Here is a 22,036-nt window from a genome sequence, read left to right on the forward strand (position 1 = left end):
GCAGGGCCCCGTGATCGATCGTGATCACGGGGCCCTCTCTTCGGGAACTTTCGATCAAGTCGCGCGCGTTCCGCTCATGTCGCCCCCGGCACTGATGTGGAGCGATATGGGCAACATGGGCGTCCCGGAACTGCTGCAACTGGTCGTGATCGGTGTCGTGGTGTTCCTCATCGTGCGGCTGGCGATGCGCCTGCGCCGGAAGTAACGGCGCTCGTACCGTAAGGTGAAGTAGCGGAGCGTGACACAGATCACGAAACCGGTAGGGAATATCGGAAATCCCTCCGGTCGTTAGCTAGGGCGTGAACGAGGCAACCGCGACCATGAGCAGCGCCCCATACGGCGCCGCGTGTCGCCGTGCTTGTACGGGGCGAATGCCGGCCCGTTGAAGCAACCCGTCCGCCCGTTCTCCCCGAAGGTCGTCATGATCACACCTGGTTACGTGCTGCGCAGGCTGAGCCACCTGCCGTTCCACCCCGGCACCCGCTGAGGCTTACCCCGGTTCTTCTTCCAGGTGATGTACGTTCCCGCGGTCCCGCCACAGGCCGCCCTCAGTCGTGGGGATTCTCCGTGATCCAGGCTTCCGGCCTGCGCAAGCAGTACGGCGACACCGTCGCGCTCGACGGCGTCGACCTGCACGTGCGCGAAGGCGAGATCTTCGGCGTGCTCGGACAGAGCGGCGCCGGCAAGAGCACGCTCCTGCGCTGCGTCAACCTGCTCGAACGCCCCACCGCGGGCACCGTCACCGTCGCCGGCCAGAACCTGACCGCGCTCGGCAGTCGCGACCTCAACCGGGCCAGGCAGCGCATCGGCATGATCCACCAGCACTTCGCGCTGCTCTCCTCGCGCACGGTCGCCGGCAACGTCGCCTTCCCGCTGGAGGTCATGGGCGTGCCGGCGGCCGAGCGCGAGCGCCGCGTCGCCGAGCTGCTGGAGCTCGTCGGCCTGGACGGCCGCGGCAAGGACCGCCCGCACCAGCTGTCGGGCGGCCAGAAGCAGCGCGTCGGCATCGCCAGGGCGCTGGCCGGCAACCCGGCGGTGCTGCTGTCGGACGAGGCCACCTCGGCGCTCGACCCGGCCACCACGCAGTCGATCCTCGCCCTGCTCAAGCGGCTCAACACCGAGCTCGGCCTGACGATCCTGCTCATCACCCACGAGATGAACGTGGTCAAGAGCGTCTGCGACTCGGTCGCCATCATGACCCGCGGCCGGATTGAGGAGTCGGGCGCCATCGCCGACCTGATCAGGACGCCAGGATCGCGCCTGACCAGGGAGATCTTCCCGCTGCCCGAACCCGCGCCGGCCGGCTCGGTGACGCTCACGTTCACCGGTGACCCGCGCCAGCCCGTGGTCTCGGAGGTGGTGCGGAAGTTCGACGTGGACCTCAGCATCCTCGGCGGCTCCATCGAGGACCTCGCGGGGGGCTCGGTGGGCCGGTTGCGTGTCGCGCTGGAGGGCGCGGACACAGGGGCGGCGCTTTCCTACCTGCGCGAGTGCGGGTTGATCGTCGAGACGGCAGGGGAGGCCGCGTGACCTGGGAGGAGATGCTGCCGCTGCTCGGGCCGGCGACGGTCGAGACGGCGCTGATGGTCGGGTGGTCCACGCTGTTCACCCTGCTGCTCGGGCTGCCGCTGGGCGTGGCGCTGGTGGTGTTCGACCGGGGCGGGCTGCGGCCGGTCCCGGCGCTGAAGTCGTCACTCGGGTTCGTGGTGAACGTCGGGCGGTCGCTGCCGTTCATCGTGCTGATGATCGCGATCATCCCGTTCACCCGGCTCGTCGTCGGGACCACCATCGGGACGGCCGCGTTCGTGGTGCCGCTGACCGTGGGCGCGGTGCCGTTCTTCGCCCGGCTGGTCGAGACGGCGCTGCGCGAGGTCGGCGCGGACGTGGTGCAGGCCGCCCAGGCCATGGGCGCGAGCCGGGCCACGATCGTGCGCAAAGTGCTGCTGCCCGAGGCGCTGCCTGGCCTGATCGCCGGGCTCACCGTGACCGTGGTGGCGCTCATCGGCTACTCCGCCATGGCCGGCACGCTCGGCGGGGGCGGGCTGGGGGACCTGGCCGTCCGGTACGGCTACCAGCGCTTCGAGACGCTCCTGATGATCGTCACCGTTGTGCTGCTACTCGTCATCGTGCAACTGCTGCAGAGCCTGGGCGACTGGGTCGCTCGGCGCCTATCGCACAAGTAAGGAAAAAATCATGAAAATTCACCGCTTTGCAGGTGTCGTTGCGCTGGCTCTGTCGCTCGCCGCATGCGGTACGTCGCAGTCCGCCACCAACACCGCGGCCGCCGAGGGCGCCGACGCCGTGATCAAGGTCGGCGCCAACCCGGTGCCGCACGGCGAGATCCTCAACTTCGTCAAGCAGAACCTGGCCCCCGCGGCCGGGCTCAAGCTGGAGATCGTGGAGTTCACCGACTACGTGCAGCCGAACGTGCAGCTGCAGGAGGGCCAGCTCACGGCCAACTTCTTCCAGCACAGGCCGTACCTGGACGACTTCAACGCCTCCAAGGGCACCGACCTGGTCTTCGTCGCGCCGGTCCACCTGGAGCCGCTCGGCCTGTACTCCAAGAAGATCACGAACGTGACGGCGCTGGCCACCGGCGCGACCGTGGCCCTGCCGAACGACGCCACCAACCTGGGCCGCTCGCTCAAGCTGCTCGCCGACAACGGCGTGATCAAGCTCAAGGACGGCGCCGGGACGGCCGCCACCGAGCGCGACGTCGTCGACAACCCCAGGAAGCTGGAGTTCAAGCCGCTGGAGGCGGCCCAGCTGCCGCGCTCGCTCGAGGACGTGGACGCCGCCGTGATCAACGGCAACTACGCCATCGAGGCCGGGCTCAAGCCCGCCACGCAGGCGCTGGTGCTGGAGAAGACCGAGGGCAACCCGTACGTCAACGGCCTGGTCGTGCCGGCCGGGCACGAGAAGGACCCCAACATCGTCACCCTCGGCAAGCTGCTGCAGGACCAGAAGGTCAAGGACTTCATCAAGCAGAAGTACGAGGGCTCGGTCATTCCGGCGGAATGAACAATCACCGGACATGATCGGAAATATCCACTTATCCGATACTTGAGCGTATTAAGTCCCTTGTAAGTGGAACGCAATGTGGCGGGCGTACGAATGCGGTGTCAGTCAACCTCTCCCGAGGAGGCACCCAGTGAAATTCGTGTCCCGGATTTTGCTCGGCTTCACCGCCGCCGCCGTGGTCGCGATCGGCGCGCCCGTCGCGGCGAACGCGTCCGTCACATCTGCAACGCCCGCCGCTTCTTCCTACGACGGCTGGGGACCCTATTTCTCCGCCGATCACAAGGCCAAGGCCTATGGTCACGTGTCCGTCGACAGGAAGCGGTTCAAGCACTGGTACTGGAAGACGGACGTCGTCAAGAAGCGCGAGTGCCGCAAGGACCACAAGGGTCACCGGCACTGCAGGTGGGTCGAGAAGACGTTCAAGAAGAAGGTCTGGGAATGGCGCTTCGACCACTTCTACACCGTGCACAGCACGCTGCAGAACTACAAGTGGTGGGGCAGGAACAAGTGCGCGTGGGAGACGTTCAAGGTCGTGAACCACGACGGTTCCTCGTACTTCAGGACCTTCTCCCAGTGCGGCAAGCACCGCGGGCACTTCTCCTTCCACGGTAAGAACGCCGCGCACATCTACGTCAACGTGAGCCGGGGTGGCCACCACCGTCCGACCGGCCACTACTCCGGCTGGAAGGACGTGTACCACGCGGCCGTCTGACCGCCTCTCACCGGCACCCGCGAAGCCGCGGCCTCGACGAGGAGGCCGCGGCTTCCCGCATCCCCGAACGGGTTCTGGCGTGGCGGCCGATCAACCGAATACTGTTCTAATCATGTATCCGGGAGCCATCGCAGCAGTCACCCCCGACAAGCCCGCTGTGATCATGGCGGGCTCCGGGCGGGTCGTCACCTACCGCGAGCTGGACGAGGAGTCGAACCGGCTGGCCCACCTGTTCCGCTCGGCGGGGCTGCGGCCGGGTGACCACATCGCCTTCATGCTCGCCAACCACCCTCTCTTCCTGGTCGTCGCCTGGGCCGCGCACCGCGCGGGCCTGTACTACACGCCGGTCAGCTCGCGGCTGCAGACCGACGAGCTCGCCTACATCGTCGGCAACTGCGGCGCCCGGGTCTTCATCTCCAGCGCGGATCTGGCCGGCGTCGCCACCTCGATCACCGCCGCCACGCCGGGCGTCGAGCTGCGGCTCATGCTGGACGGCGTGGCCGACGGCTTCGCGTCGTACGAGGAGGCGGTGGCGGGGCAGCCGGTCACCCCGATCGAGGACGAGTGCACGGGCGTCGACATGCTCTACTCCTCGGGCACCACGGGCCGCCCGAAGGGCGTCAAGCTGGTGTCGTCGCACGGCCCGCTGGACGAGCCCGGCATGCTGTTCAAGCTGATCCAGGGCCTGTTCGCGCCGTCCGCCGAGAGCGTCTACCTCTCGCCCGCGCCGCTGTACCACGCCGCGCCGCTGCGTTACAGCCTGACGTTCCAGCGGCTCGGGGCCACGGTGGTGGTGATGGAGCGCTTCGACCCCGAGCAGTACCTGTCGCTGGTCGAGCGGTACGGCGTGACGCACACGCAGCTCGTCCCGACGATGTTCATCAGGATGCTCAAACTGCCGCCAGAAATCCGGGAAAAGTACGACATTTCCTCGCTCAAGTACGCGATCCACGCCGCCGCCCCCTGCCCCGTACCCGTCAAGGAGCAGATGATCGACTGGTGGGGCCCGATCATCCACGAGTACTACGCGGGCACCGAGGGCAACGGCTTCCTCTACGTCGGCCCCGACGACTGGCTGCGCCACAAGGGCACCGTCGGCCGTTCACTGCTCGGCGTCGTGCACATCTGCGACGAGGACGGCGAGGACGTGCCGCCCGGCGAGCGCGGCACCATCTACTTCGAGAACGGCGGCCGGTTCGAGTATCACGGCGACCCGGGCAAGACCCGCTCCGCCCAGGACCCCAGGGGTCGCGGCTGGACCACGCTGGGCGACATCGGCTACCTCGATGAGGAGGGCTTCCTGTATCTCACGGACCGCCGTTCGTACATGATCATCTCCGGCGGCGTGAACGTCTACCCGCAGGAGGCCGAGAACGTGCTGTCGGTCCACCCCAAGGTGGCCGACGTCGCGGTCTTCGGGGTGCCGGACGAGGAGATGGGCGAGCAGGTCAAGGCCGTGGTCGAGCCGATGTCCATGGATGAGGCGGGGCCAGGGCTCGAGGCGGAGCTGATCGCGTACTGCCGCGAGAATCTGGCGCACTACAAGTGCCCCAAGTCGGTGGATTTCCGGCCCGAGCTGCCCCGCCACCCGACGGGCAAGCTCTACAAGCGGCTGCTCAGAGACGAGTACTGGCCCGCCGGAAAGTAAAATCTTGAAGATTTTCCCGGGCCGGCGGCGGTCGTCCGACCTTTGCCGATAAGGCCGCCGTCAGGCGCCGCCGCCCACCGCAATCATCCCCTTAACCAGCTCTTACGCGCGACTTGACATCCTTGAATCATCGGGATTCGAGGAGATGACAGATGAACGCGAACGAGCCTCACGAGCAGGGCCCGCAGGAGAAGGGCGCCGGTGGGTGGAGCCAGTTCGGATCCGCCCCGCCGCGCGCAGGGGGCTTCCCCCGGCGCGACACGATCGCCATGGAGGTGCCGCCACCACCCCCGGCGGCGGCTCCCGTCAGACACCGGTTCACCACCGGGCAGAAGGTCGTCGCGGGGCTCGCCATGGCCGCCATGGCGATCGGCGGCGGCGCCGTGGGGGCCGTCGTCGCCACCTCGTTCCAGCCCGAGCAGGTGGCCAGCAGCAGCCCCAACGCACCGAGCCCGGTCTTCAAGTCGGCCGGCGACCCGCTCACCGTCGCCGAGGTCGCGGCCAGGGTGCAGCCCACCGTCGTGATGATCCAGGGACAGACCGGTGAGGGCTCCGGCGTGGTGCTGTCGGAGGACGGGCTCATCCTCACCAACAACCACGTGGCCGTGGGCGCGGGGCAGGGCGGCCAGATGACCGTCAAGTTCAGCGACGGCAAGACGGCCAAGGCCACCGTCGTCGGCACCGACCCCGCCACCGACCTCGCCGTCATCAGGGCGGAAGGCGTCTCGGGGCTGACCAAGGCCACGCTCGGCGACAGCGACCAGCTCAAGGTCGGCGACGCCGTGCTCGCCATCGGCAGCCCGCTCGGCCTCGACGGATCCGTGACGGCGGGCATCGTCAGCGCCCTCGACCGCACCCTCAACCTCGGCAACGACCAGCGGCAGCAGATCCCGCCCGGCTGGGGCCAGGAACAGCAGCAGCAGAGCGCGCCCACGACGATCGGCGGCGCCATCCAGACCGACGCCTCCATCAACCCGGGCAACTCCGGCGGTGCGCTGGTGAACGCCGCGGGCGAACTGGTCGGCATCAACACCGCCATCGCCTCCGACGCCGCGGGCGGCGGCGTCGGCTTCGCCATCCCCGTCAACACCGCCAAGCAGGTCTCCGACCAGCTCATCCGCAACGGCAAGGTCAGCCACGCCTTCCTCGGCGTGAGCGTCACCGACGCGACGGGCGACGTGCCGGGGGCCCTCGTCCGGCAGGTCACCGCCGGAAGCCCGGCGGAGAAGGCCGGACTGCAGCAGGGCGACCTCATCACCAAAATCGGCGACAAGGCGGTTGACGGAGGCGATACCGTTGTCGGGCAGGTCAGAGGTTTCAAACCGGGCCAACAGGTCAAGATCACCTATATGAGGGACGGCAAGACCGCCGAGGTCACCGTGACCCTCAGTGAGAACAACTAACAGGACCCCCTCATGGACGGGTGTGCCGTCGAGATCGCTGCGGACTCGGCGGCACACCCCCCCATTTCAAGAGGCGTTTCCGGCTTTCAGAAGAAGCGCGGACTTTCAGGAGAAGCGCCGGCCCTCGTCGCGGCGGTAGGCCCAGCCCGCCGCCACCGCCGCCAGCACGGTCCACACCGCCAGCGAGATCAGCGCCACCGGATCGGGCGTCGTCTGCGCCGTGACCGCCCAGATCAGCTCGGCCACGCCCCTGGTGGGGGTGAACGGCGAGACGACCTGGATGAAGTCCGGCAGGATCGCGGGCGGCAGCAGCAGCCCGCCCAGGATCGCCAGCGGGAAGAACAGCACCTGCGACACCGCGATCGCGCCCTTGGCCGCCATCAGGTAGCCGATGAGCAGGCCCAGCAGCATGAACGGAACGGTGCCCGCGACCACCACGCTCACCGCCGCCAGCAGCCGCGGCGCCGTGAACGTCGCCTCGGTGAACAGCGCGCCGACCACCAGCACCGGAACCGTCGAGATCACCGTCGTGACGAGCGTGGCCAGGATCCGGCCGGTGAAGTGGGCCGCCGGCCCGGCGGGAAGCGTGCGCAGGTAAGGGTTCCACGGCTGCTCGCGGTCCTGGGCCACGGTGATGCTCAGCCCGATGAGCGCCCCCGACATCGCGCCGAAGAACATCAGCGACCCGGTCGCCATCGTGGCGGCCCGCGGATCCTGGCCCGCGAACGGCACCACGAACGCCACCATCGTGATCGCGGGGAACAGCGCGCCCGCGATCAGGCCGATGGGCACTCTGAGCTGTTCGAGCAGGAGGTAGCGGGTGTGCGCGAGGGCCAGGCTAGACATGCGCGTTCTCCTTCGTGGTCAGGGCCAGGAAGGCCTCCTCCAGGGTGGTCGGCCTGATCTCCAGGCCGGAGAACGGCGTGCCGCTCCGTACGAGCTCGACGACCAGCCGGTCGGGATCGGTGGTCACCAGGTGGGTCCGGCCGTCCACGTGCTCGCTGCCGAGCACGCCCGGCAGCTCGGGCAGGTCGCCGGCGACGAGCGAGACGCGCCGCACGCCCACCATGTCGCGCACGGCCCTGACCGTGTCGTCGGCGAGCACCCGGCCGGAGCCGATCACGACCACGCGCTGGGCCAGGGCCTCGATCTCCTCCAGGTAGTGGCTGGTCAGCAGGACGGTGCCGCCTTCCTCGTGGAAGGACCTGATGCCGTCCCACAGCGCCCGCCTGGCTTCGACGTCCAGGCCGGTGGTCGGCTCGTCGAGGAACACCAGCCGAGGCTTGCCCGCGAACGCCAGCGCCACGGCCAGCCGCCGCCGCTGCCCGCCGGACAATCCGCCGACCTGCCGCCCGGCCAGGTCGTCCAGCCCGAACCTGGCCAGCAGCTCCTTCGTGCCGGCCCGCTCGGGGAAGTGGGCCGAGACGAAGTCGACGATCTCCTTCACGCGCAACGACTCGGGCAGCCCCGTCTCCTGCGGTGTCACGCCGATGCCGCGGCGCATGACCGGGTCCAGCGGCGAGCCGCCGAACAGCTCGACCGTGCCCGACGTGGGCCGGCGCAGGCCGACGAACAGGTTGATCAGGGTGGACTTGCCCGCCCCGTTGGGGCCGAGCAGCCCGACCAGCTCGCCCGCCCCGATGTCGAGCGAGAGCCGGTCGAGAGCCAGGACCTCGCCGTAGCGGCGGGTGACCTCGTGTGCCCGGGCAAGGACCGTCATGGGTTTCCTCCAGCGTTGTCCAGCAGCGCGCGGATCGCCTTCGTGTACTCCTCGAAGGCCAGCCGCCCGCGCTTGGTGAGAGCCGCGAACGTGACGGGGGTGCGGCCCCTGTGGGTCTTGTTGATCCGGACGTATCCGGCGTCTTCCAGCTTGGTCAGGTGCACCGACAGGTTGCCCGCGGTCATGCCGAGCAGCCGCTTCATCGAGTTGAACGCCATCTCGTCCCCGTCGGGCAGGACGTTGAGCGTGGCGACCACGCGCAGCCTGGCCTGAGCGTGGATCACCGGATCGAGATCGGGCACGCCGAGATCGGGCCCGTCGGGCGCCGTCTTGCCAGGCGCGGTGTCGTCGGCCGGGGTGTCGTCGGGAGAAGCGTTGTCGTCACTCACTTGCGCCGCCTCAGCCTCAGCCACAGCCCGGCGACGATGAACCCGCCGCCCAGCAGCACGGCCGTGAGCAGCGCGTGCCAGCCCGCGCCGAGCAGCACGCCCAGCGCGTTGACGCCGGCGACCCAGGCGCCGACGAAGAACATCGGCCAGTTGCCCCAGACCGCGCCGCCGGCCATCTGCAGCACGGCCACCACCATGAGCGAGCTGCCCGCCCAGAGCAGGCCGCTCTCTTCCGGGGGGAGTAGCGGGCTGAGCCTGAGCGCGATGACCGTCATCAGGAGCATCCCGGCGAACCACGCGTACCCGTACATCGCCCCCTTCATGGAGGTGCCCCCGCGTACCAGCCGGTTCATGCGCACGATGCCGAACGCGGCGAACGACCCCGCGACGAGCTGGCCCGCCATGAGCACGCCGACGCCCTGCATCTGCGTGATCGGCGCGTAGGAGTGCCCGTCGAGCCCGTAGTGCAGGAAGAGCGCGGTGAAGCCGAACAGCCAGGCCACGCCCCAGGGCACGTAGAGCAGGACGCTGTCGGCGTAGAGCCATCGCACCGTGGCGACGTTCTGCTCCTCCATGACGCGGAGCATCTCCTCGGGACTCGGCGCGCGATCATCGTCCACCATGCAAACTCCTCGAATCAGTAAACTAGTTTGCATCATAAACCTGATTGCGCCGCCAAACGCACCGGGGTCGGGCGAATGACCCTTACCGCCGGGTGAGGACCTCGGACTCCCACAGGTCGCGGTAGTAACCGGGCACCGAGACCAGCTCGTCGTGCCGGCCTCGCTGGACGACCCGGCCCTCCTCCAGCACCACGATCTCGTCGACCAGCTCCAGCCCCTTGAGCCGGTGCGTGACCAGCAGCGTCGTACGCTCGCGGGTCACGTCGAGCAGGTCGCTCATCAGCCGGTCGGCCGCCTCCTCGTCGAGCGCCTCGGCCGGCTCGTCGAGCAGCAGCACCGGCGGGTCGTACAGCAGGGCTCTGGCCAGGGCCAGCCGCTGCAACTGGCCGCCGGACACGGTTCTGCCGTCCTCACCCAGCTCCGCGTCCCACCCCGTGCGCTCCACCCACTCGTCGAGCCGCGCGTCCCGCACGGCCTGCCACAGCCGCTCGTCGTCGGCGCCGGGCCCGGCCAGCCGCAGGTTGTCGCGCAGGCTGGCGCGGAAGATGTAAGGGTCCTGGGTGAGGCCGGTCATCAGCGTCCGCACGTCGTCACCGGCCAGGTCACGCAGGTCGGTGCCGTTGACCCTGACCGCGCCCGACTCGGGCTCGACCAGCCGCATGAGCGCGGCCAGCAGCGTGCTCTTACCGGCCCCACTGGGACCGACGATCGCGACCCGCTTCCCGGGAGTCAGCCGCAACGACACCCCATCAAGCGCGGGCCGCCCGCTCGCGCCGGCTCGTCCCACCCCACCGCCGCTTCGCGCGGACGCGCCCCCGCTCGCCGAGCCCACGTCGCCAGGAACGGACGCTTGCCGATCGGGGGAGGGAAGAGAGGGCACGTCATCGCCTCGTGAGGGGGCGCCGCCGCTCGGCGCGCGCACATCGCCGGAGGTGGACGATCGCCGGTCAGGAGCAGGCTGCGAGGGTACCTCGCCGAGGGCGGGGGAGTCTTGGCCATGGGCAGGCAGCGACGAGGCGTCACCGGAGGCGGAGGAGCGCCGGTCGAGGGCAGGTGCCGAGAGTAGGTCACCGGGGCCGGCAGGGGGGTCGCTGTCGTGGGTGGGATGGCGTACCACCAGGTTGTCGATCTCGATGGTCAGCGGGGCTTCCGGGCGGGGCGCGGGGGTGACCGGTTCGGTGGTCGCCGGGGCGGTGGCGCGTACCTCGCGCAGGCGTCTGAGCGCGGCCGTGATGCCCGCCAGCCGCTCACCCGCCGCCGCCAGCGGCAGCACGGGCTCGAAGGCGACCAGGGACGTCAGCGCGAGCACGGCCGTACCGACCGAGCCCGCCCCCGCGCCCTGCGCGATCAGCACGACGGCCGCCACCGTCAGCCCCTGCACCAGGGTGCCTCCGGCCAGGGCGGCGGCGTGCACGCGCGCCTGGCGCCGCTCCAGGGCCGCCAGGGCTCTGTCCGCGGTCAGAGCCCTGGCCAGCGCCTGCCCGTCGGCGCCGTACGCGGCCAGGTCGGCCGAGCCGTGCACCAGGTCGGCCACCCGGCCCGCCAGCGTCGCCCGCGCCGGGGCGATCCTGGCCGACCAGCGCCGGGCCGCGGCGGCCGTACCCGCGGGCAGCAGCACACCGGCCACCACCAGACCCGCCACCAGCACCAGCGCCGACACCGGCAGGATCGTCAGCCCGACGACGACGGCGGCCAGCCCCGCGATCGCCGCCGCGGCGGCCGGGAGCAGGCAGCGGACGAGCAGGTCCTGCACGGCCTCGGTGTCGTCCACCATGCGGCTCAGCAGGTCGGCGCCGCCGTGCCGGGGCCGCTGCGGCGGGATCAGGGCCTCGTACAGCCGCTCCCTGGTGCCGGCCTGGGCGCGGAGGGCGACGTCGTGGCCGGTGAGACGCTCGGCGTAGCGGAACACGCCCTTTCCGGTCGCGAACGCCCTGGTCGCCACGATCGCCACGCTCAGCGCGGCCAGCGGCGGCTGCTCGGCGGCCCGCGTGATCAGCCAGGCGGCTGCGGCGATGAGCCCGAGCCCGGCCAGATCGGCCGCCGCCCCGGCCAGCACCGCCCAGAAGAGACGCGCCCCCATACGCCGGTTCATCGCCCGCCCCTTTCCCGCCACGTCACGGTCACCCGCTCCTGCCCGCTCCCCGAAGCACCCGCCTGCATGGGGTCCGCGGGCGTCGAGCCTGTAGGTGTGGTGTCCGCCTGCATGGGGTCCGCTGGTGCCCGATCGCCAGGCGGCGGGTTCGTAGGTGCCGAGTCGGCGCGTTGCGGGTCCCTGGGTATGGTGTCCGCCTGTGTCCGGTCCGAAGGCGTTGGGTCCGCGGGTCGCGGGTCCGCGTGCGCTCGGTCCACCAGTGCCCCGTTCTCAGGCGCTGGGTCCGGAGGCGTCGAGTCCGCGTGTGCAGCGTCTCCGTGTGTGTTGTTCCCGGGTGGGGTGTCCGTAGGTGCGGCGTCCGTGGGTGTGGCGGCTGTGTCGGAGACCACGTGGCCTTGGTGGATGCGGATGACGCGGTCGGCCAGGTCGATCATGGCGGGGCGGTGGGCGACGATGATCGCCGTGCGGCCCCTGGACAGCTCGGCGGTGCCCGCCACCACGGCGGCCTCGCTGCGGCCGTCCAGGCGGGCGGTGGGCTCGTCCAGCAGCAGCACCGACGCGGCGGGGCGGCAGAACGCTCTGGCCAGGGCGATGCGCTGGCGCTGGCCCGCCGACAGGTTGGTGCCGCGTTCGCCGAGGACGGTGTCGAACCCCTCGGGCAGCTCCGCCACGAAGTCCGCGTGTGCCGCGCCGGCCGCTCGGCGTACCTCCTCCAGCGACGTCGAGGGCGCCCCCAGCCGGATGTTGTCGGCCACCGAGGTGGCGAACAGGTGCGGTCGCTGCGCCACGAACGCCAGCCGCCCCCGCCACTCCGCGAGGTCCAGCTCGCGCAGGTCGACGCCGTCCACAAAGACCCGCCCCTCCGACGGGCTGACGAAGCCGAGGACGAGGTGGAGCAGGGTGCTCTTGCCGCCGCCGCTCTCACCGACCAGGGCGACCCGCTCGCCCGCGCCGATGGTGAGCGAGACGTCCTCCAGGGCCGGCACGTCGCGCCCCGGGTAGCGCACGGTCACGTTCTCGAACCGGATCTCCGGCGTGCCCTCAAGACCTGTCCCCGGCGTGCCCTCAAGTCGGATCTCCGGCGCGCCGCCGCTGGGTGCCGGGCTGCTCTCCTGGGTGGTCGCGAGGACGCCGGTTCTGGGCGCCGGTTCGTCGGAGGCCCGATCCAGTACGGCGAAGGCCGCGTCGGCGGCGGCCACCCCCTCCATCGAGGCGTGAAAACGCGTCCCCATCGCCCGCAACGGCAGGTACGCCTCCGGCGCCAGCAGCAGCACCAGCAGCGCCGTCGTCAGGTCCAGCGACCCCCCGAGCAGCCGCAGCCCGATCGGCACCGCCACCAGCGCCAGCGACAACGACGCGCAAAGCTCCAGCACCAGCGACGACAGGAACGCCACCCGCAACGTCCGCATGGTGGCGCCCCGATGCGCGTCGGCGATCTCCTTGATGACGGTGGCCTGGTAGCGGGCCCGGCCGAAGGCGCGCAGGGTGGGCAGGCCGCGTACGACGTCGAGGAAGTGCCCGCCGAGCCGCGACAGCGCCAGGTACTGCCGCTCGGTCACCGCCTTGGTGGTCATCCCGACCAGCGCGCCGAATATCGGGATCAGCGGCAGTGTGATCAGCACGATCACCGCGCTGCCGAGGTCGGCGGCGAAGAGCCGGACCAGCACCGCCAGCGGCACCACGGCGGCCACCGCGATCGACGGCAGGTAGCCGGTCAGGTAGTCGTCGAGCCGGTCGAGGCCGCGTCCGGCCAGGGTGACGAGTTCGCCCGAGCGGTGCGCGGCGAGCCGGGCGGGCCCGAGTTCGCGCAGCCGTTCCAGCAGCCGGTGCCGCAGCGCGGACTTCACGCCCGTCGCGGTGCGCCCGCCGAAGATCCCCTGCGTCCACGCCAGCAGCGCCCGCGCGCCCACCACCGCCGCCAGCAGCGCGAGGGCTGCGGCGGTGAAGCGGCCGGACAGCACCCCGGCCAGCAGCTCGGCCTGCACCAGTACGAGCAGTCCCGCCAGCATGGCGGCGGCCATGGTGATGCCCAGGTGGCGGCGCACCGAGCGCTCGGCCCGCATGAGCGCGAGAAGATCCTTATGCACGTTCCCTCAGAAGAACGACGGGAGGAGCCGGACGGCGTCCTTGCCTGGCCGGAAAGTGCGCCATACCCATACTTGCGCGCCCAGCATGATGGGCGCGAACGGCAGGACCATGAGACTGAGCACATTCAGCGTGGCCGGCGGCGCGCTGTGCGCCAGCAGGTACGGCATGGCGCCCCCGAGCACCCCCAGCGCGGGCAGCGCCGCGACCAGAGCCGTCGCCAGCAGCACCCGCCCCGGCCTGGTGACCCCGAACACGCCCGGCAGCCGCCAGCCCAGGAACGTCCATCCGTGCAGGGCGAACAGCAGCGTCACCACCACGCCCAGCATGAGGCCCACCGGATGCACGGGGGAGGCGGCGAAGCCGGTGGCGGCCGCGTACAGGATCATGCCCCAGCCCACCGACAGTCCCAGGGAGCCGAACGCGATCGCGCCGTCCCAGAAGCCCCGCCACAGGGCGCCGTCCAGCCTGCGGCGGAACCACAGCCCGGCGTCGCGCAGGACCCAGCACAGCAGCATGGCCACGACCAGCGGATACAGCCCGAACAGCACGTGGTGCTCCAGCAGCGGGTAGACGCCGAACAGTGTCCCGGCCACCGCCACCAGCCACACCTCGTTGGCCAGCACGTACGGAGCCACGGCGGCCACCATGCGGTCCCGGTTCGCGGGCGTCCTGCCCAGCACCGGCAGTAACAGCCCGACACCCAGATCAAAGCCCTCAAGGGCGAAATATCCGGCTAGCAACAGCGCGAAGACGACGAACCAGATCACTTCCATGCTCAGCACTCCTCAGTAGCTCAGCGCGGGGGCGCGCGTCTCGTCGCCGGCGGCGCCGAGGTCGAGTCCGTACGGGCCGCGCCTGATCACCCGGGCGATGAGGACGTAGTCGACGACGGCCAGCAGCCCCAGCACCGCCGCGAACCCGATGAGCGAGCCCGTGACCATGCCGGAGGTCAGCCCAGGCGACAGGGCGTCGGCCACGGTGAGCCGCTCCCAGATCATCCAGGGCTGCCGCCCGATCTCCCTGGCCATCCAGCCCAGGATCGACAGGACGAACGGCAGCGGCGTCATCGCGATCAGGATCGGGTGCGTCCACCGCAGCCGCGGCAGGACGGAGATCATCGGCAGCATCACGAGCAGCACGACGAGCGCGAGCAACTGCCCTATCTCGATCATGAAGCCGAGCCCCACGGCGGCCAGGGGGTCGAGGCCGGGGCCGAACTTGTCCTCCGCGACGCCGCCGAACTGCGCGTACCCGAAGCCCATGGCCAGGAAGATGCCGACGGCGGCGGTGACCACGCCGGTGCGCAGGGACCGGGTGAAGAACTCCGTGTCGGGGGTGCGCCGGCGCAGCCGCCACGCGCTCGCGCCCACCAGCACCATGCCGCCGGTGAACAGCCCCGCGCCGATCACGTGCGGGAAGGCGAAGACGAGGGCCTTGTTCGCGAGCAGGGCGCCGAAGTCGGTCAGGTGCATCCGCCCGCCGCTGACCACCGCCCCGGCCGGGTTCTGCAGGAACGAGTTGGCCACCATGACGAAGAACGCGCTCGCGTACGCGGTCAGCGTGACCGCCCAGATGCAGGCCACGTGCGCCCACTTGGGCAGCCGCCCCCAGCCGAAGATCCACAGGCCCAGGAACGTGGACTCCAGGAAGAAGGCCACCAGCGTCTCCATGGCCAGCGGCGCGCCGAACACGTCGCCCGCGTACCGCGTCAGCCCGCTCCAGGCGAGGCCGAACTGGAACTCCATCACCAGCCCTGTCACGATGCCGAGCGCGTAGTTGATGACGTACACCTGCCCCCAGAACCGCGTCATGGCCTCGTGCACCGGCCGGCCCGACCGCGCCCACCGCGTGTGCATGATCGCCACCAGGGGCGCCAGGCCGAGCGTGAGCACCACGAACAGGAAGTGCAGGCTGCCCGTCACCGCGAACTGCGTGCGTGCCAGATCGACTACGTCCATCACCGCTCCGTCGTCGTACGTTCTCTTATGAGTAGACAGTCTACATGTAGTCTGTCTACATGGAGGATCGGTGTTTAGGATCGGAGTCATGAATCCCGACGCGCTTCGCGGGCACATGGACGCGCTGCTGCTCTCAGTGCTGGAGCGGGAGCCGCTGCACGGCTACGCCATCATCGAGGCGCTGCTGGAGCGCAGCGGGGGCGCGCTCAACGTGCCCACGGGCACCGTCTATCCGGCGCTGCGCCGGCTGGAGCGCATCGGCTACCTGGCCAGCGAGTGGGCCACGGTCGGCGGGCGCAAGCGCCGCACCTACCGGCTCACCGCCTCGGGCAGGAAGCAACTGGAGGGGGAGCGGTCGGCCTGGCAGGAGTTCACGAACGTGATCGGCGGCGTCCTGCGCGCCGAAGCCACCGCCCAGGGATGAGCGCCCAGGGGTGAGCGCGGAGGAACGTCAAGCGGTCTGTACGGACGCCCGCGTGATCCGCACGCACCGGGTGGCCCCGTAGATCTGCAGCCCCCACATCGCCATGGTCACCAGGTTGGCCAGCAGGGCCGGCAGCGCGGTGAGGGTGTTGGGTGAGGTGCCGGTGCCGTACGACAGCAGCAGGCTCAGGCCGACGGTGACCGGCAGCGCCGTCCAGACCAGCACGCCCAGCGACCTGGTCGCCGGCCGCGGCCGGCGGATCCAGCGCGAACCCCGGCTCAGCGCGAACGTGACGAGGCCGCCGTACACGCCGACGCCCAGCTGTACGACGTCGAGCAGCCGCGAGACCACCGACCACCAGGCCGGCTGCATCGTCCACGCCTCGTCGGTGGCCGGGTAGAGCCGCCACAGCACCGACCACATGGCCACCGTGATCGGCACGCTGACGAACAGCAGCAGGCCCAGCCGCCGCCCCGAGCAGGCGGTCAGCTCGGCCTGGTAGCCGGGCGCGATCTCGGCGACCGCCCCGAACTCCGTCACCGCCAGCCGCTCGGCCTCCGCCCGGTCGAGCCCGCCGGCCTCCAGCGCCTCGGCCGTGTCGAGCAGGCTGTCCCGCGCCTCGACGACCAGGTCCCGCTTGGGTCCGTGGGGGCCGGCGAGGGCGTCGTCGAGCTCGGCCACGTAGTCGTCGATGAGCATGCCCCCCAGTGTACGAACGCCGCCCTCGGGGTCCCATCGGGGAACCCCCTGATATTTCGGCGCTTGTCATGTAGGAAAATTCCTACATATCGTGGCTGGCATGCCGATCTCATCGATCCTCACCGTGCCCTTCAGCGACCCGTCCGGCGACCCGTCCGGCGACCCGTCCGGCGACCCGTCCGGCGACCCGTCCGGCGACGACGCGTGACGGCCGGCCACGTCTTCACGGCGCTGGCCAGCCCGGCCAGGCGGGAGCTGCTGCGGTTGCTGCTCGACGAGGGCGCCCAGCCCGCCGGGCGGCTGGCCGAGCGGTTCGACATGAGCAGGCCGAGCGTGTCGGAGCATCTCAAGGTGCTCAAGGACGCCGGGCTGGTCGCCGAGAGCCGCAGGGGCAGGGAACGCCACTACCGGCTGGAGGCGGGGCCGCTGATGGAGATCCGCGACTGGCTCGGCCCGTACGAACGGTTCTGGCGGGAACGACTCGCCGGCCTCACGACCCTGCTCGACGAGAGGGAGGACGACGATGTCCCACCCCGATGACGACAAGACACCGGTTCACCTTCACCACCACGCCCAAGAACGGAGGGCTCAGCGGGTCCAGGTGTAATGGGCGGGGGCGGACGGTAAGGCGGGTGCGCCGGTGTGGCCGGTGGCGTGGGAGGCCGTGCTCCACAGCACCGCCGCCGCGGTGATCGCCGCCACCAGCGCGCACCACGCCGCCGCCCGCCCCATCCGCATGCCGTACCCGCAGACGAGCCACGACACCGACAGCCACCACCCGTGCCCGGCCTGGCGGCGCATCTCCATGGCCGCGAACGCGAAGTCGGCCGCGGTCGCCCGGTCGGTGGGCCGCAGGCCCGCATAGAGCGCGGCCAGGCTGTCGGGCGAGGCGCCGGGGTCGTCGCCGAGGTGGCCGTGCCCGCGCTTGGTGTGCTCGTCGGCGAGCGCGCGCCGCCGCGAGAACCAGCGCAGCATCGGCCAGCGCAGCCCCACCTGGATCCCGCGCGGTGTGAGCGCGAACGTGCAGTCCTTCACCCGCACCCCCGACGGATGGGCGAGCCCGGCGAACCGGCACGACGACAGGTCCAGCCCGAACAGCCCCAGGCTGGCCGCCTCGACCTCCCGCAGCGAGGTCACCGTGGACCTGCCCCGGCCCGTCACGGTGGCGGGCCCGCGTAGCCGCGCGCCTTCCAGGTCGGCCTGCGAGTCGGTGAGCCGCACCGTCATCGGCCCCGTCACCTCCACGCCGCGCAGGTCGACGCCGCAGCGCGCGACCGCCACGTCGAGCAGCCCGTCGGCGCGGGCCCTGGCCGCCGACAGCCGGCCGGTGGCCGACAGGTACGCGTCGGCCGCGAAGTGCGCCCCGTCGAACCCGGCGTGCCCGCTGACCTTGCGGAACGACAGCGTACGGCCGAAGCGCGCGCCCCTGAAGGCGGCGCCGTCGCCGAGCCTGGCGCCGTCGAAGGTGGCGTAGCCGTCGAACCTGGCCCGCTCGCACGACAGCCCGTGCCCGAACACGGCCTGGCTGAACAGCGCGTCTCTCGACATCACGGCCCGGTCGAGCGAGACGTGGCCGCGCACGGTGACGCCGTGGAAGGACAGCTCCCGGCTGAACCGCACGCCGGCCAGCGACACGTTGCCTTCGAACCGGGCGCCGAAGAACGAGGCCAGCCGCTCGAACGTGGCGCCGTCGAGCGACACGTCGCCCCCGAACGTCACGCCCGCCAGCTTGACGTCGCCGGTGAACCTGACCCGGTCGAGCCGGGTCCTGCCGGGCCTGGCGCCGGTGGCGTCGAGCACCCGGGACAGTAGATCGCTCGTGACGGTGGTGCCGCGCAGGTCGAGCAGGCGGCCGGGGGACAGCGCGCCGAGCGCCGCGCCGAGTTGTTCTGGGGACAGATGTGCCAGGCAGAGGCCGGACGGCCGGCCGGCGATTCCGGTGCAACCAGCAGAATGCGCGCAGGTGACCCAGTCCATGCATGGGTGATACCCGCCGCGGCCGATGTCAAGGTTCGGTGATTTCATGTTCTATCCACTTTTATGTGGAAAAATGCGAGCTAAATTGGCTCTAAAGTGCGTGACATGCGAGCTTTATCCCAAGCCTCCTTGGCCGCCCTCCTCGCGGTGGCCTTGTGCGCCGGTCCCGCGGCCGCCGAACCGGCGGCGCCCTGCGACACCCCGGCCACTCACCGCATCGCCCAGGTGCAGGGTGACGGTGACGCCACTCCGCTGGCCGGCCAGACGGTACGGGTCGAGGGGATCGTCACCGGCGACTTCCAGCGCTCCGACCAGCTGAGCGGGTTCTTCCTCCAGGATCCGAGCCCCGACGCCGACCCGCGGACGTCCGAGGGGCTGTTCGCCTTCGCCAGGGACACGGTCAAGGACGTCCAGCCCGGTGACCGGGTCCTCGTGACCGGCCGGGCGATCGAGTTCAACGGCTGGACCGAGCTGTCGCCGGTCACCGCCGTGGACGTGTGCGGCACCGGCAAGGTGAGGACGCAGTCGTACCGGCTGCCCTCCGACGGGCTTGAGCCCGTCGAGAACATGCTGCTGACCTTCCCGCAGCCGCTGACCGTGAGCGAGCACTTCAACCTCGGCCGCTTCGGCGAGGTCGTGCTCTCCTCGCAGGGCCGGCTGTTCCAGCCGACCGACCGCCGCGGGGTGGACGCCGCGCGGAACGAGCGCCGCTCCCTGCTCGTCGACGACGGCTCCACCCGCGAGAACCCGGCCACCTTGCCGCCCATCGTGCGCACGGGCGCCGTGGCGGTCGGCGTGACAGGCGTGCTCGGGTACGGGTTCGGCTCCTACCGCCTGCAACCCACCAAGCCCGTCAGCTATCTGAACGCCAACCCGCGCCCGCCCAAGCCGTTCCCGGTCGTGGGCAACGTCAAGGTGGCCTCGTTCAACACGCTGAACTGGTTCACCACCCTCGGCTCCAGGGGGGCGAGCAACGCGGTGGAGCAGCAGCGCCAGCTCACCAAGCTGGTCGCCGCGCTCAAGGGGCTGAACGCCGACGCGGTGGCCCTCATGGAGGTCGAGAACAACGGACAGACCGCCTTGCAGGCGCTCGTGGACGCCGTCAACGCCGAGGTCGGAGCCGGTACGTACGCCGCGCTCGCGCACCCGTTCCCCGGCACCGACGCCATCCAGGTCGGCCTCATCTACAAGCCCGCCAAGCTGACCCCCGTCGGCGAGCCGAAGGCCTCGCAGGACGCCGTGTTCAGCCGCCCGCCGCTGATCCAGACCTTCCGCAGGAAGAGCGGCGGCCAGCCGTTCACCATGCTGGTCAACCACCTGAAGTCCAAGGGCAGCTGCCCCGCGAGCGGCCCCGACGCCGACCAGGGCGACGGGCAGAGCTGCTGGAACCCCACCCGCGTGGCCCAGGCCCAGGCGCTGCTCGGCATCGTCGCGGACCTGGACCTGCCCAACCCGATCGTGCTCGGCGACCTCAACGCCTACGGCGAGGAGGACCCGATCGACACCCTGGAGGCGGGCGGCCTGACCAGCGTCACGAAGAGGTTCGTGCCCGAGCCGCAGCGCTACAGCTACCTCTTCGACGGGCTGGCGGGTGAGCTCGACCACGCCCTCGTCGGCAAGCAGCTGCTCAAGCGGGTGACGAGCGCGACGATCTGGCACATCAACTCCGACGAGCCGCGCATCCGCGACTACAACCAGGAGTTCAACCCGCCCGGCCTCTACCAGCCGGACGCCTACCGCTCCTCCGACCACGACCCGCTGGTCATCGGCCTGACGCTGCCCGGCGGTCGCTGAACCCGCGCGCGGGCGCGGCACGCACGGGGCCGCGCCCGCCCGCCGGGCATGGAATGCTGGTGCCGGGTACGTGGTTGAAACCGATGCACTTCAGCGACAAACCGCATGACAGCGACAACGAGCGAGGAGCCACTTGTGGCGACCATCGAAGTAACAGAGAAGAACTTCAACGACATCGCCGACAAGGGGATCGTGCTGCTCGACTTCTGGGCCGAGTGGTGCCCGCCGTGCAAGAAGTTCGGGCCGATCTTCGAGCAGGCGTCCGACAAGCACGACGACATCACCTTCGGCAAGATCGACACCGACGCCGAGCAGGGGCTCGCGCAGGGATTCGACATCACCTCGATCCCCACGCTGATGGCGATCCGTGACGGCATCGTCGTCTTCGCGCAGGCCGGTGCCATCCCCGGGCCCGCGCTCGAAGACCTCATCCGCCAGGTGAAGGCGCTCGACATGGACGCGATCAGGGCCGAGCTCAGCGAAGAGCTGAAGAGCGCCCAGCAGAACTGAACTCGCGCACGCAAAAAGACCCCGCCCTCACGAGCGGGGTCTTCGTCTGTCCAGGTGCCCTCAGGGCTTGCGGCCGACTCCCACGTAGCCGAACGTGATGCCGTTCCCGGGCGCGTCCGGGTCCTCGGGACGCCAGCCGTTCGGGTACGTCAGTCCCGGCTCCGCCAGCTCGTAGCCGTCGAAGAAGCGCAGGACCTCCTCCCGCGTGCGCAGGTTGAGCGCGGCGGTGGCCCTGCGGTAGATCTCCAGGGCCTGCGGGGTGGTGTCCGGCGTGCTGTCCACGGCGTGGCTGATGACCAGGTAGCTGCCGGGCGCGCTGGCCTCGCGCAGCCTCGTCACCACGTCGTAGGCGTCGTCGTCCGGGATGAAGTGCAGGATCGCCAGCATCAGGAACGCCACGGGCTGCTCGAAGTTCACCATCGTGCCGAGCTTGTCCAGCAGCGCCTCGGGCTCGCGCACGTCGGCCTGGAGGAAGTCCACGTTGTCCCGCCTGGCCAGCAGCGCCCTGCCGTGCACGCACACCACGGAGTCGTAGTCCACGTACACCACGCGTGCCTCAGGGGCGATCTCGTGGGTGTTGCCCTGAGTGGGCAGCCCCGCGCCCAGGTCCACGATCTGCCTGACGCCCTGGTCCACCAGGTGCCGCACCGCCCGCCGCAGGAACGCCCGGTTCGCGCGGGCGCCCTCCTTGGTGTTCGGGAACGTCTGGAGGATCTGCTCCGCGGCGGCCCGGTCGGCGGCGAAGTTGTCCTTGCCGTCGAGAAAATAGTCGTACATTCGCGCGACGTTGGGGACGTTCGGGTCGACCCCCTCTGGAGCATTATCCACGGATCATCTCCCGAAAAATTGGTATCTATCGGGGCGATCATAGCCCTGGAATCCCAGGGTTCACCGAAGGTTCTTCACGTACGGCGATGAGACCTGAATCACTTTCATCTCAGGCGTTCACCCGCGCATGCCCGGCAGGGTGAGGGTCGC

General features: G+C 70.4%; 22 protein-coding genes. 11 read left to right on the forward strand and 11 right to left on the reverse strand.

Annotated elements, in window-relative coordinates; genetic code table 11:
- Positions 1-10 precede the first annotated feature (10 nt).
- From AB0C27_RS10615 to AB0C27_RS10645, 7 genes are all read left to right on the forward strand, one after another.
- Positions 11-205, forward strand: coding sequence for a hypothetical protein (locus tag AB0C27_RS10615; RefSeq protein ID WP_357840969.1), 195 nt, complete (start codon positions 11-13; stop codon positions 203-205).
- A 362-nt stretch (positions 206-567) separates the two neighbouring features.
- Entirely contained in the window at positions 568-1,530 is a 963-nt protein-coding gene (locus AB0C27_RS10620) for an ATP-binding cassette domain-containing protein (RefSeq protein WP_357840971.1), read from the forward strand.
- On the forward strand, positions 1,527-2,183 hold the full coding sequence (locus AB0C27_RS10625; RefSeq protein ID WP_357840974.1) for a methionine ABC transporter permease: 657 nt from the start codon (positions 1,527-1,529) through the stop codon (positions 2,181-2,183). The genes AB0C27_RS10620 and AB0C27_RS10625 overlap by 4 nt, the downstream gene beginning before the upstream one ends.
- Positions 2,184-2,193: 10 nt before the next feature.
- Positions 2,194-3,021 (forward strand): MetQ/NlpA family ABC transporter substrate-binding protein, encoded by an 828-nt coding sequence (locus AB0C27_RS10630; RefSeq protein WP_357840977.1) that lies wholly within the window; start codon positions 2,194-2,196, stop codon positions 3,019-3,021.
- 130 nt (positions 3,022-3,151) lie between these two features.
- On the forward strand, positions 3,152-3,733 hold the full coding sequence (locus tag AB0C27_RS10635; protein ID WP_357840980.1) for a hypothetical protein: 582 nt from the start codon (positions 3,152-3,154) through the stop codon (positions 3,731-3,733).
- A 112-nt stretch (positions 3,734-3,845) separates the two neighbouring features.
- The gene (locus tag AB0C27_RS10640) at positions 3,846-5,381 is read left to right on the forward strand and encodes an AMP-binding protein (RefSeq protein WP_357840983.1); all 1,536 of its coding nucleotides are present in this window, start codon (positions 3,846-3,848) and stop codon (positions 5,379-5,381) included.
- A gap of 152 nt (positions 5,382-5,533) precedes the next feature.
- A complete protein-coding gene (locus AB0C27_RS10645) occupies positions 5,534-6,784 on the forward strand; it encodes a trypsin-like peptidase domain-containing protein (protein WP_357840986.1) in 1,251 nt (416 codons plus the stop codon).
- A 105-nt stretch (positions 6,785-6,889) separates the two neighbouring features.
- Here the strand turns inward: AB0C27_RS10645 and AB0C27_RS10650 are convergent, their stop codons facing one another.
- The 8 genes from AB0C27_RS10650 to AB0C27_RS10685 form a co-directional block, all read right to left on the reverse strand.
- Positions 6,890-7,630: an ABC transporter permease gene (locus AB0C27_RS10650; protein ID WP_357840989.1), complete on the reverse strand. Its 741-nt coding sequence runs from the start codon at positions 7,628-7,630 to the stop codon at positions 6,890-6,892.
- A complete protein-coding gene (locus AB0C27_RS10655) occupies positions 7,623-8,504 on the reverse strand; it encodes an ABC transporter ATP-binding protein (protein WP_357840992.1) in 882 nt (293 codons plus the stop codon). The genes AB0C27_RS10650 and AB0C27_RS10655 overlap by 8 nt, the downstream gene beginning before the upstream one ends.
- Entirely contained in the window at positions 8,501-8,893 is a 393-nt protein-coding gene (locus AB0C27_RS10660; protein WP_357840995.1) for a transcriptional regulator, read from the reverse strand. Before AB0C27_RS10660 ends, AB0C27_RS10655 begins: the two co-directional genes overlap by 4 nt.
- Positions 8,890-9,516 carry a hypothetical protein gene (locus tag AB0C27_RS10665; RefSeq protein ID WP_357840998.1) on the reverse strand — a complete coding sequence of 209 codons (627 nt, stop codon included), beginning with the start codon at positions 9,514-9,516 and terminating at the stop codon, positions 8,890-8,892. Before AB0C27_RS10665 ends, AB0C27_RS10660 begins: the two co-directional genes overlap by 4 nt.
- Positions 9,517-9,598: 82 nt before the next feature.
- On the reverse strand, positions 9,599-11,608 hold the full coding sequence (locus AB0C27_RS10670) for an ATP-binding cassette domain-containing protein (RefSeq protein ID WP_357841001.1): 2,010 nt from the start codon (positions 11,606-11,608) through the stop codon (positions 9,599-9,601).
- A complete protein-coding gene (gene cydD / locus AB0C27_RS10675; protein WP_357841004.1) occupies positions 11,605-13,695 on the reverse strand; it encodes a thiol reductant ABC exporter subunit CydD in 2,091 nt (696 codons plus the stop codon). Before cydD ends, AB0C27_RS10670 begins: the two co-directional genes overlap by 4 nt.
- 6 nt (positions 13,696-13,701) lie before the next feature.
- Entirely contained in the window at positions 13,702-14,469 is a 768-nt protein-coding gene (locus AB0C27_RS10680; RefSeq protein ID WP_357841006.1) for a cytochrome d ubiquinol oxidase subunit II, read from the reverse strand.
- A gap of 12 nt (positions 14,470-14,481) precedes the next feature.
- On the reverse strand, positions 14,482-15,654 hold the full coding sequence (locus AB0C27_RS10685; protein WP_357841009.1) for a cytochrome ubiquinol oxidase subunit I: 1,173 nt from the start codon (positions 15,652-15,654) through the stop codon (positions 14,482-14,484).
- Between the two features lie 88 nt (positions 15,655-15,742).
- Here AB0C27_RS10685 and AB0C27_RS10690 point away from each other — a divergent pair, with 88 nt between their 5' ends.
- Complete coding sequence (locus tag AB0C27_RS10690) at positions 15,743-16,078, forward strand: helix-turn-helix transcriptional regulator (protein ID WP_357841011.1); 336 nt, start codon at positions 15,743-15,745, stop codon at positions 16,076-16,078.
- A 27-nt stretch (positions 16,079-16,105) separates the two neighbouring features.
- Here AB0C27_RS10690 and AB0C27_RS10695 read toward each other — a convergent pair whose 3' ends face one another.
- Complete coding sequence (locus AB0C27_RS10695; protein ID WP_357841014.1) at positions 16,106-16,777, reverse strand: permease prefix domain 1-containing protein; 672 nt, start codon at positions 16,775-16,777, stop codon at positions 16,106-16,108.
- Between the two features lie 204 nt (positions 16,778-16,981).
- Here AB0C27_RS10695 and AB0C27_RS10700 point away from each other — a divergent pair, with 204 nt between their 5' ends.
- A complete protein-coding gene (locus AB0C27_RS10700; RefSeq protein ID WP_357841017.1) occupies positions 16,982-17,317 on the forward strand; it encodes a metalloregulator ArsR/SmtB family transcription factor in 336 nt (111 codons plus the stop codon).
- 48 nt (positions 17,318-17,365) lie between these two features.
- Here AB0C27_RS10700 and AB0C27_RS10705 read toward each other — a convergent pair whose 3' ends face one another.
- Positions 17,366-18,754 (reverse strand): pentapeptide repeat-containing protein, encoded by a 1,389-nt coding sequence (locus AB0C27_RS10705; protein ID WP_357841020.1) that lies wholly within the window; start codon positions 18,752-18,754, stop codon positions 17,366-17,368.
- A 105-nt stretch (positions 18,755-18,859) separates the two neighbouring features.
- On the opposite strand from AB0C27_RS10705, the gene AB0C27_RS10710 reads away from it, so the two are divergent.
- The gene (locus AB0C27_RS10710) at positions 18,860-20,548 is read left to right on the forward strand and encodes an ExeM/NucH family extracellular endonuclease (RefSeq protein ID WP_357841023.1); all 1,689 of its coding nucleotides are present in this window, start codon (positions 18,860-18,862) and stop codon (positions 20,546-20,548) included.
- Between the two features lie 135 nt (positions 20,549-20,683).
- Positions 20,684-21,058, forward strand: coding sequence for a thioredoxin family protein (locus tag AB0C27_RS10715; protein ID WP_346110244.1), 375 nt, complete (start codon positions 20,684-20,686; stop codon positions 21,056-21,058).
- Between the two features lie 60 nt (positions 21,059-21,118).
- Here AB0C27_RS10715 and AB0C27_RS10720 read toward each other — a convergent pair whose 3' ends face one another.
- A complete protein-coding gene (locus AB0C27_RS10720) occupies positions 21,119-21,886 on the reverse strand; it encodes an SAM-dependent methyltransferase (RefSeq protein WP_357841027.1) in 768 nt (255 codons plus the stop codon).
- Positions 21,887-22,036 lie beyond the last annotated feature (150 nt).

It is taken from the genome of Nonomuraea sp. NPDC048882 (assembly GCF_040649755.1).
Taxonomy (GTDB): Bacteria; Actinomycetota; Actinomycetes; order Streptosporangiales; family Streptosporangiaceae; genus Nonomuraea; species Nonomuraea maheshkhaliensis.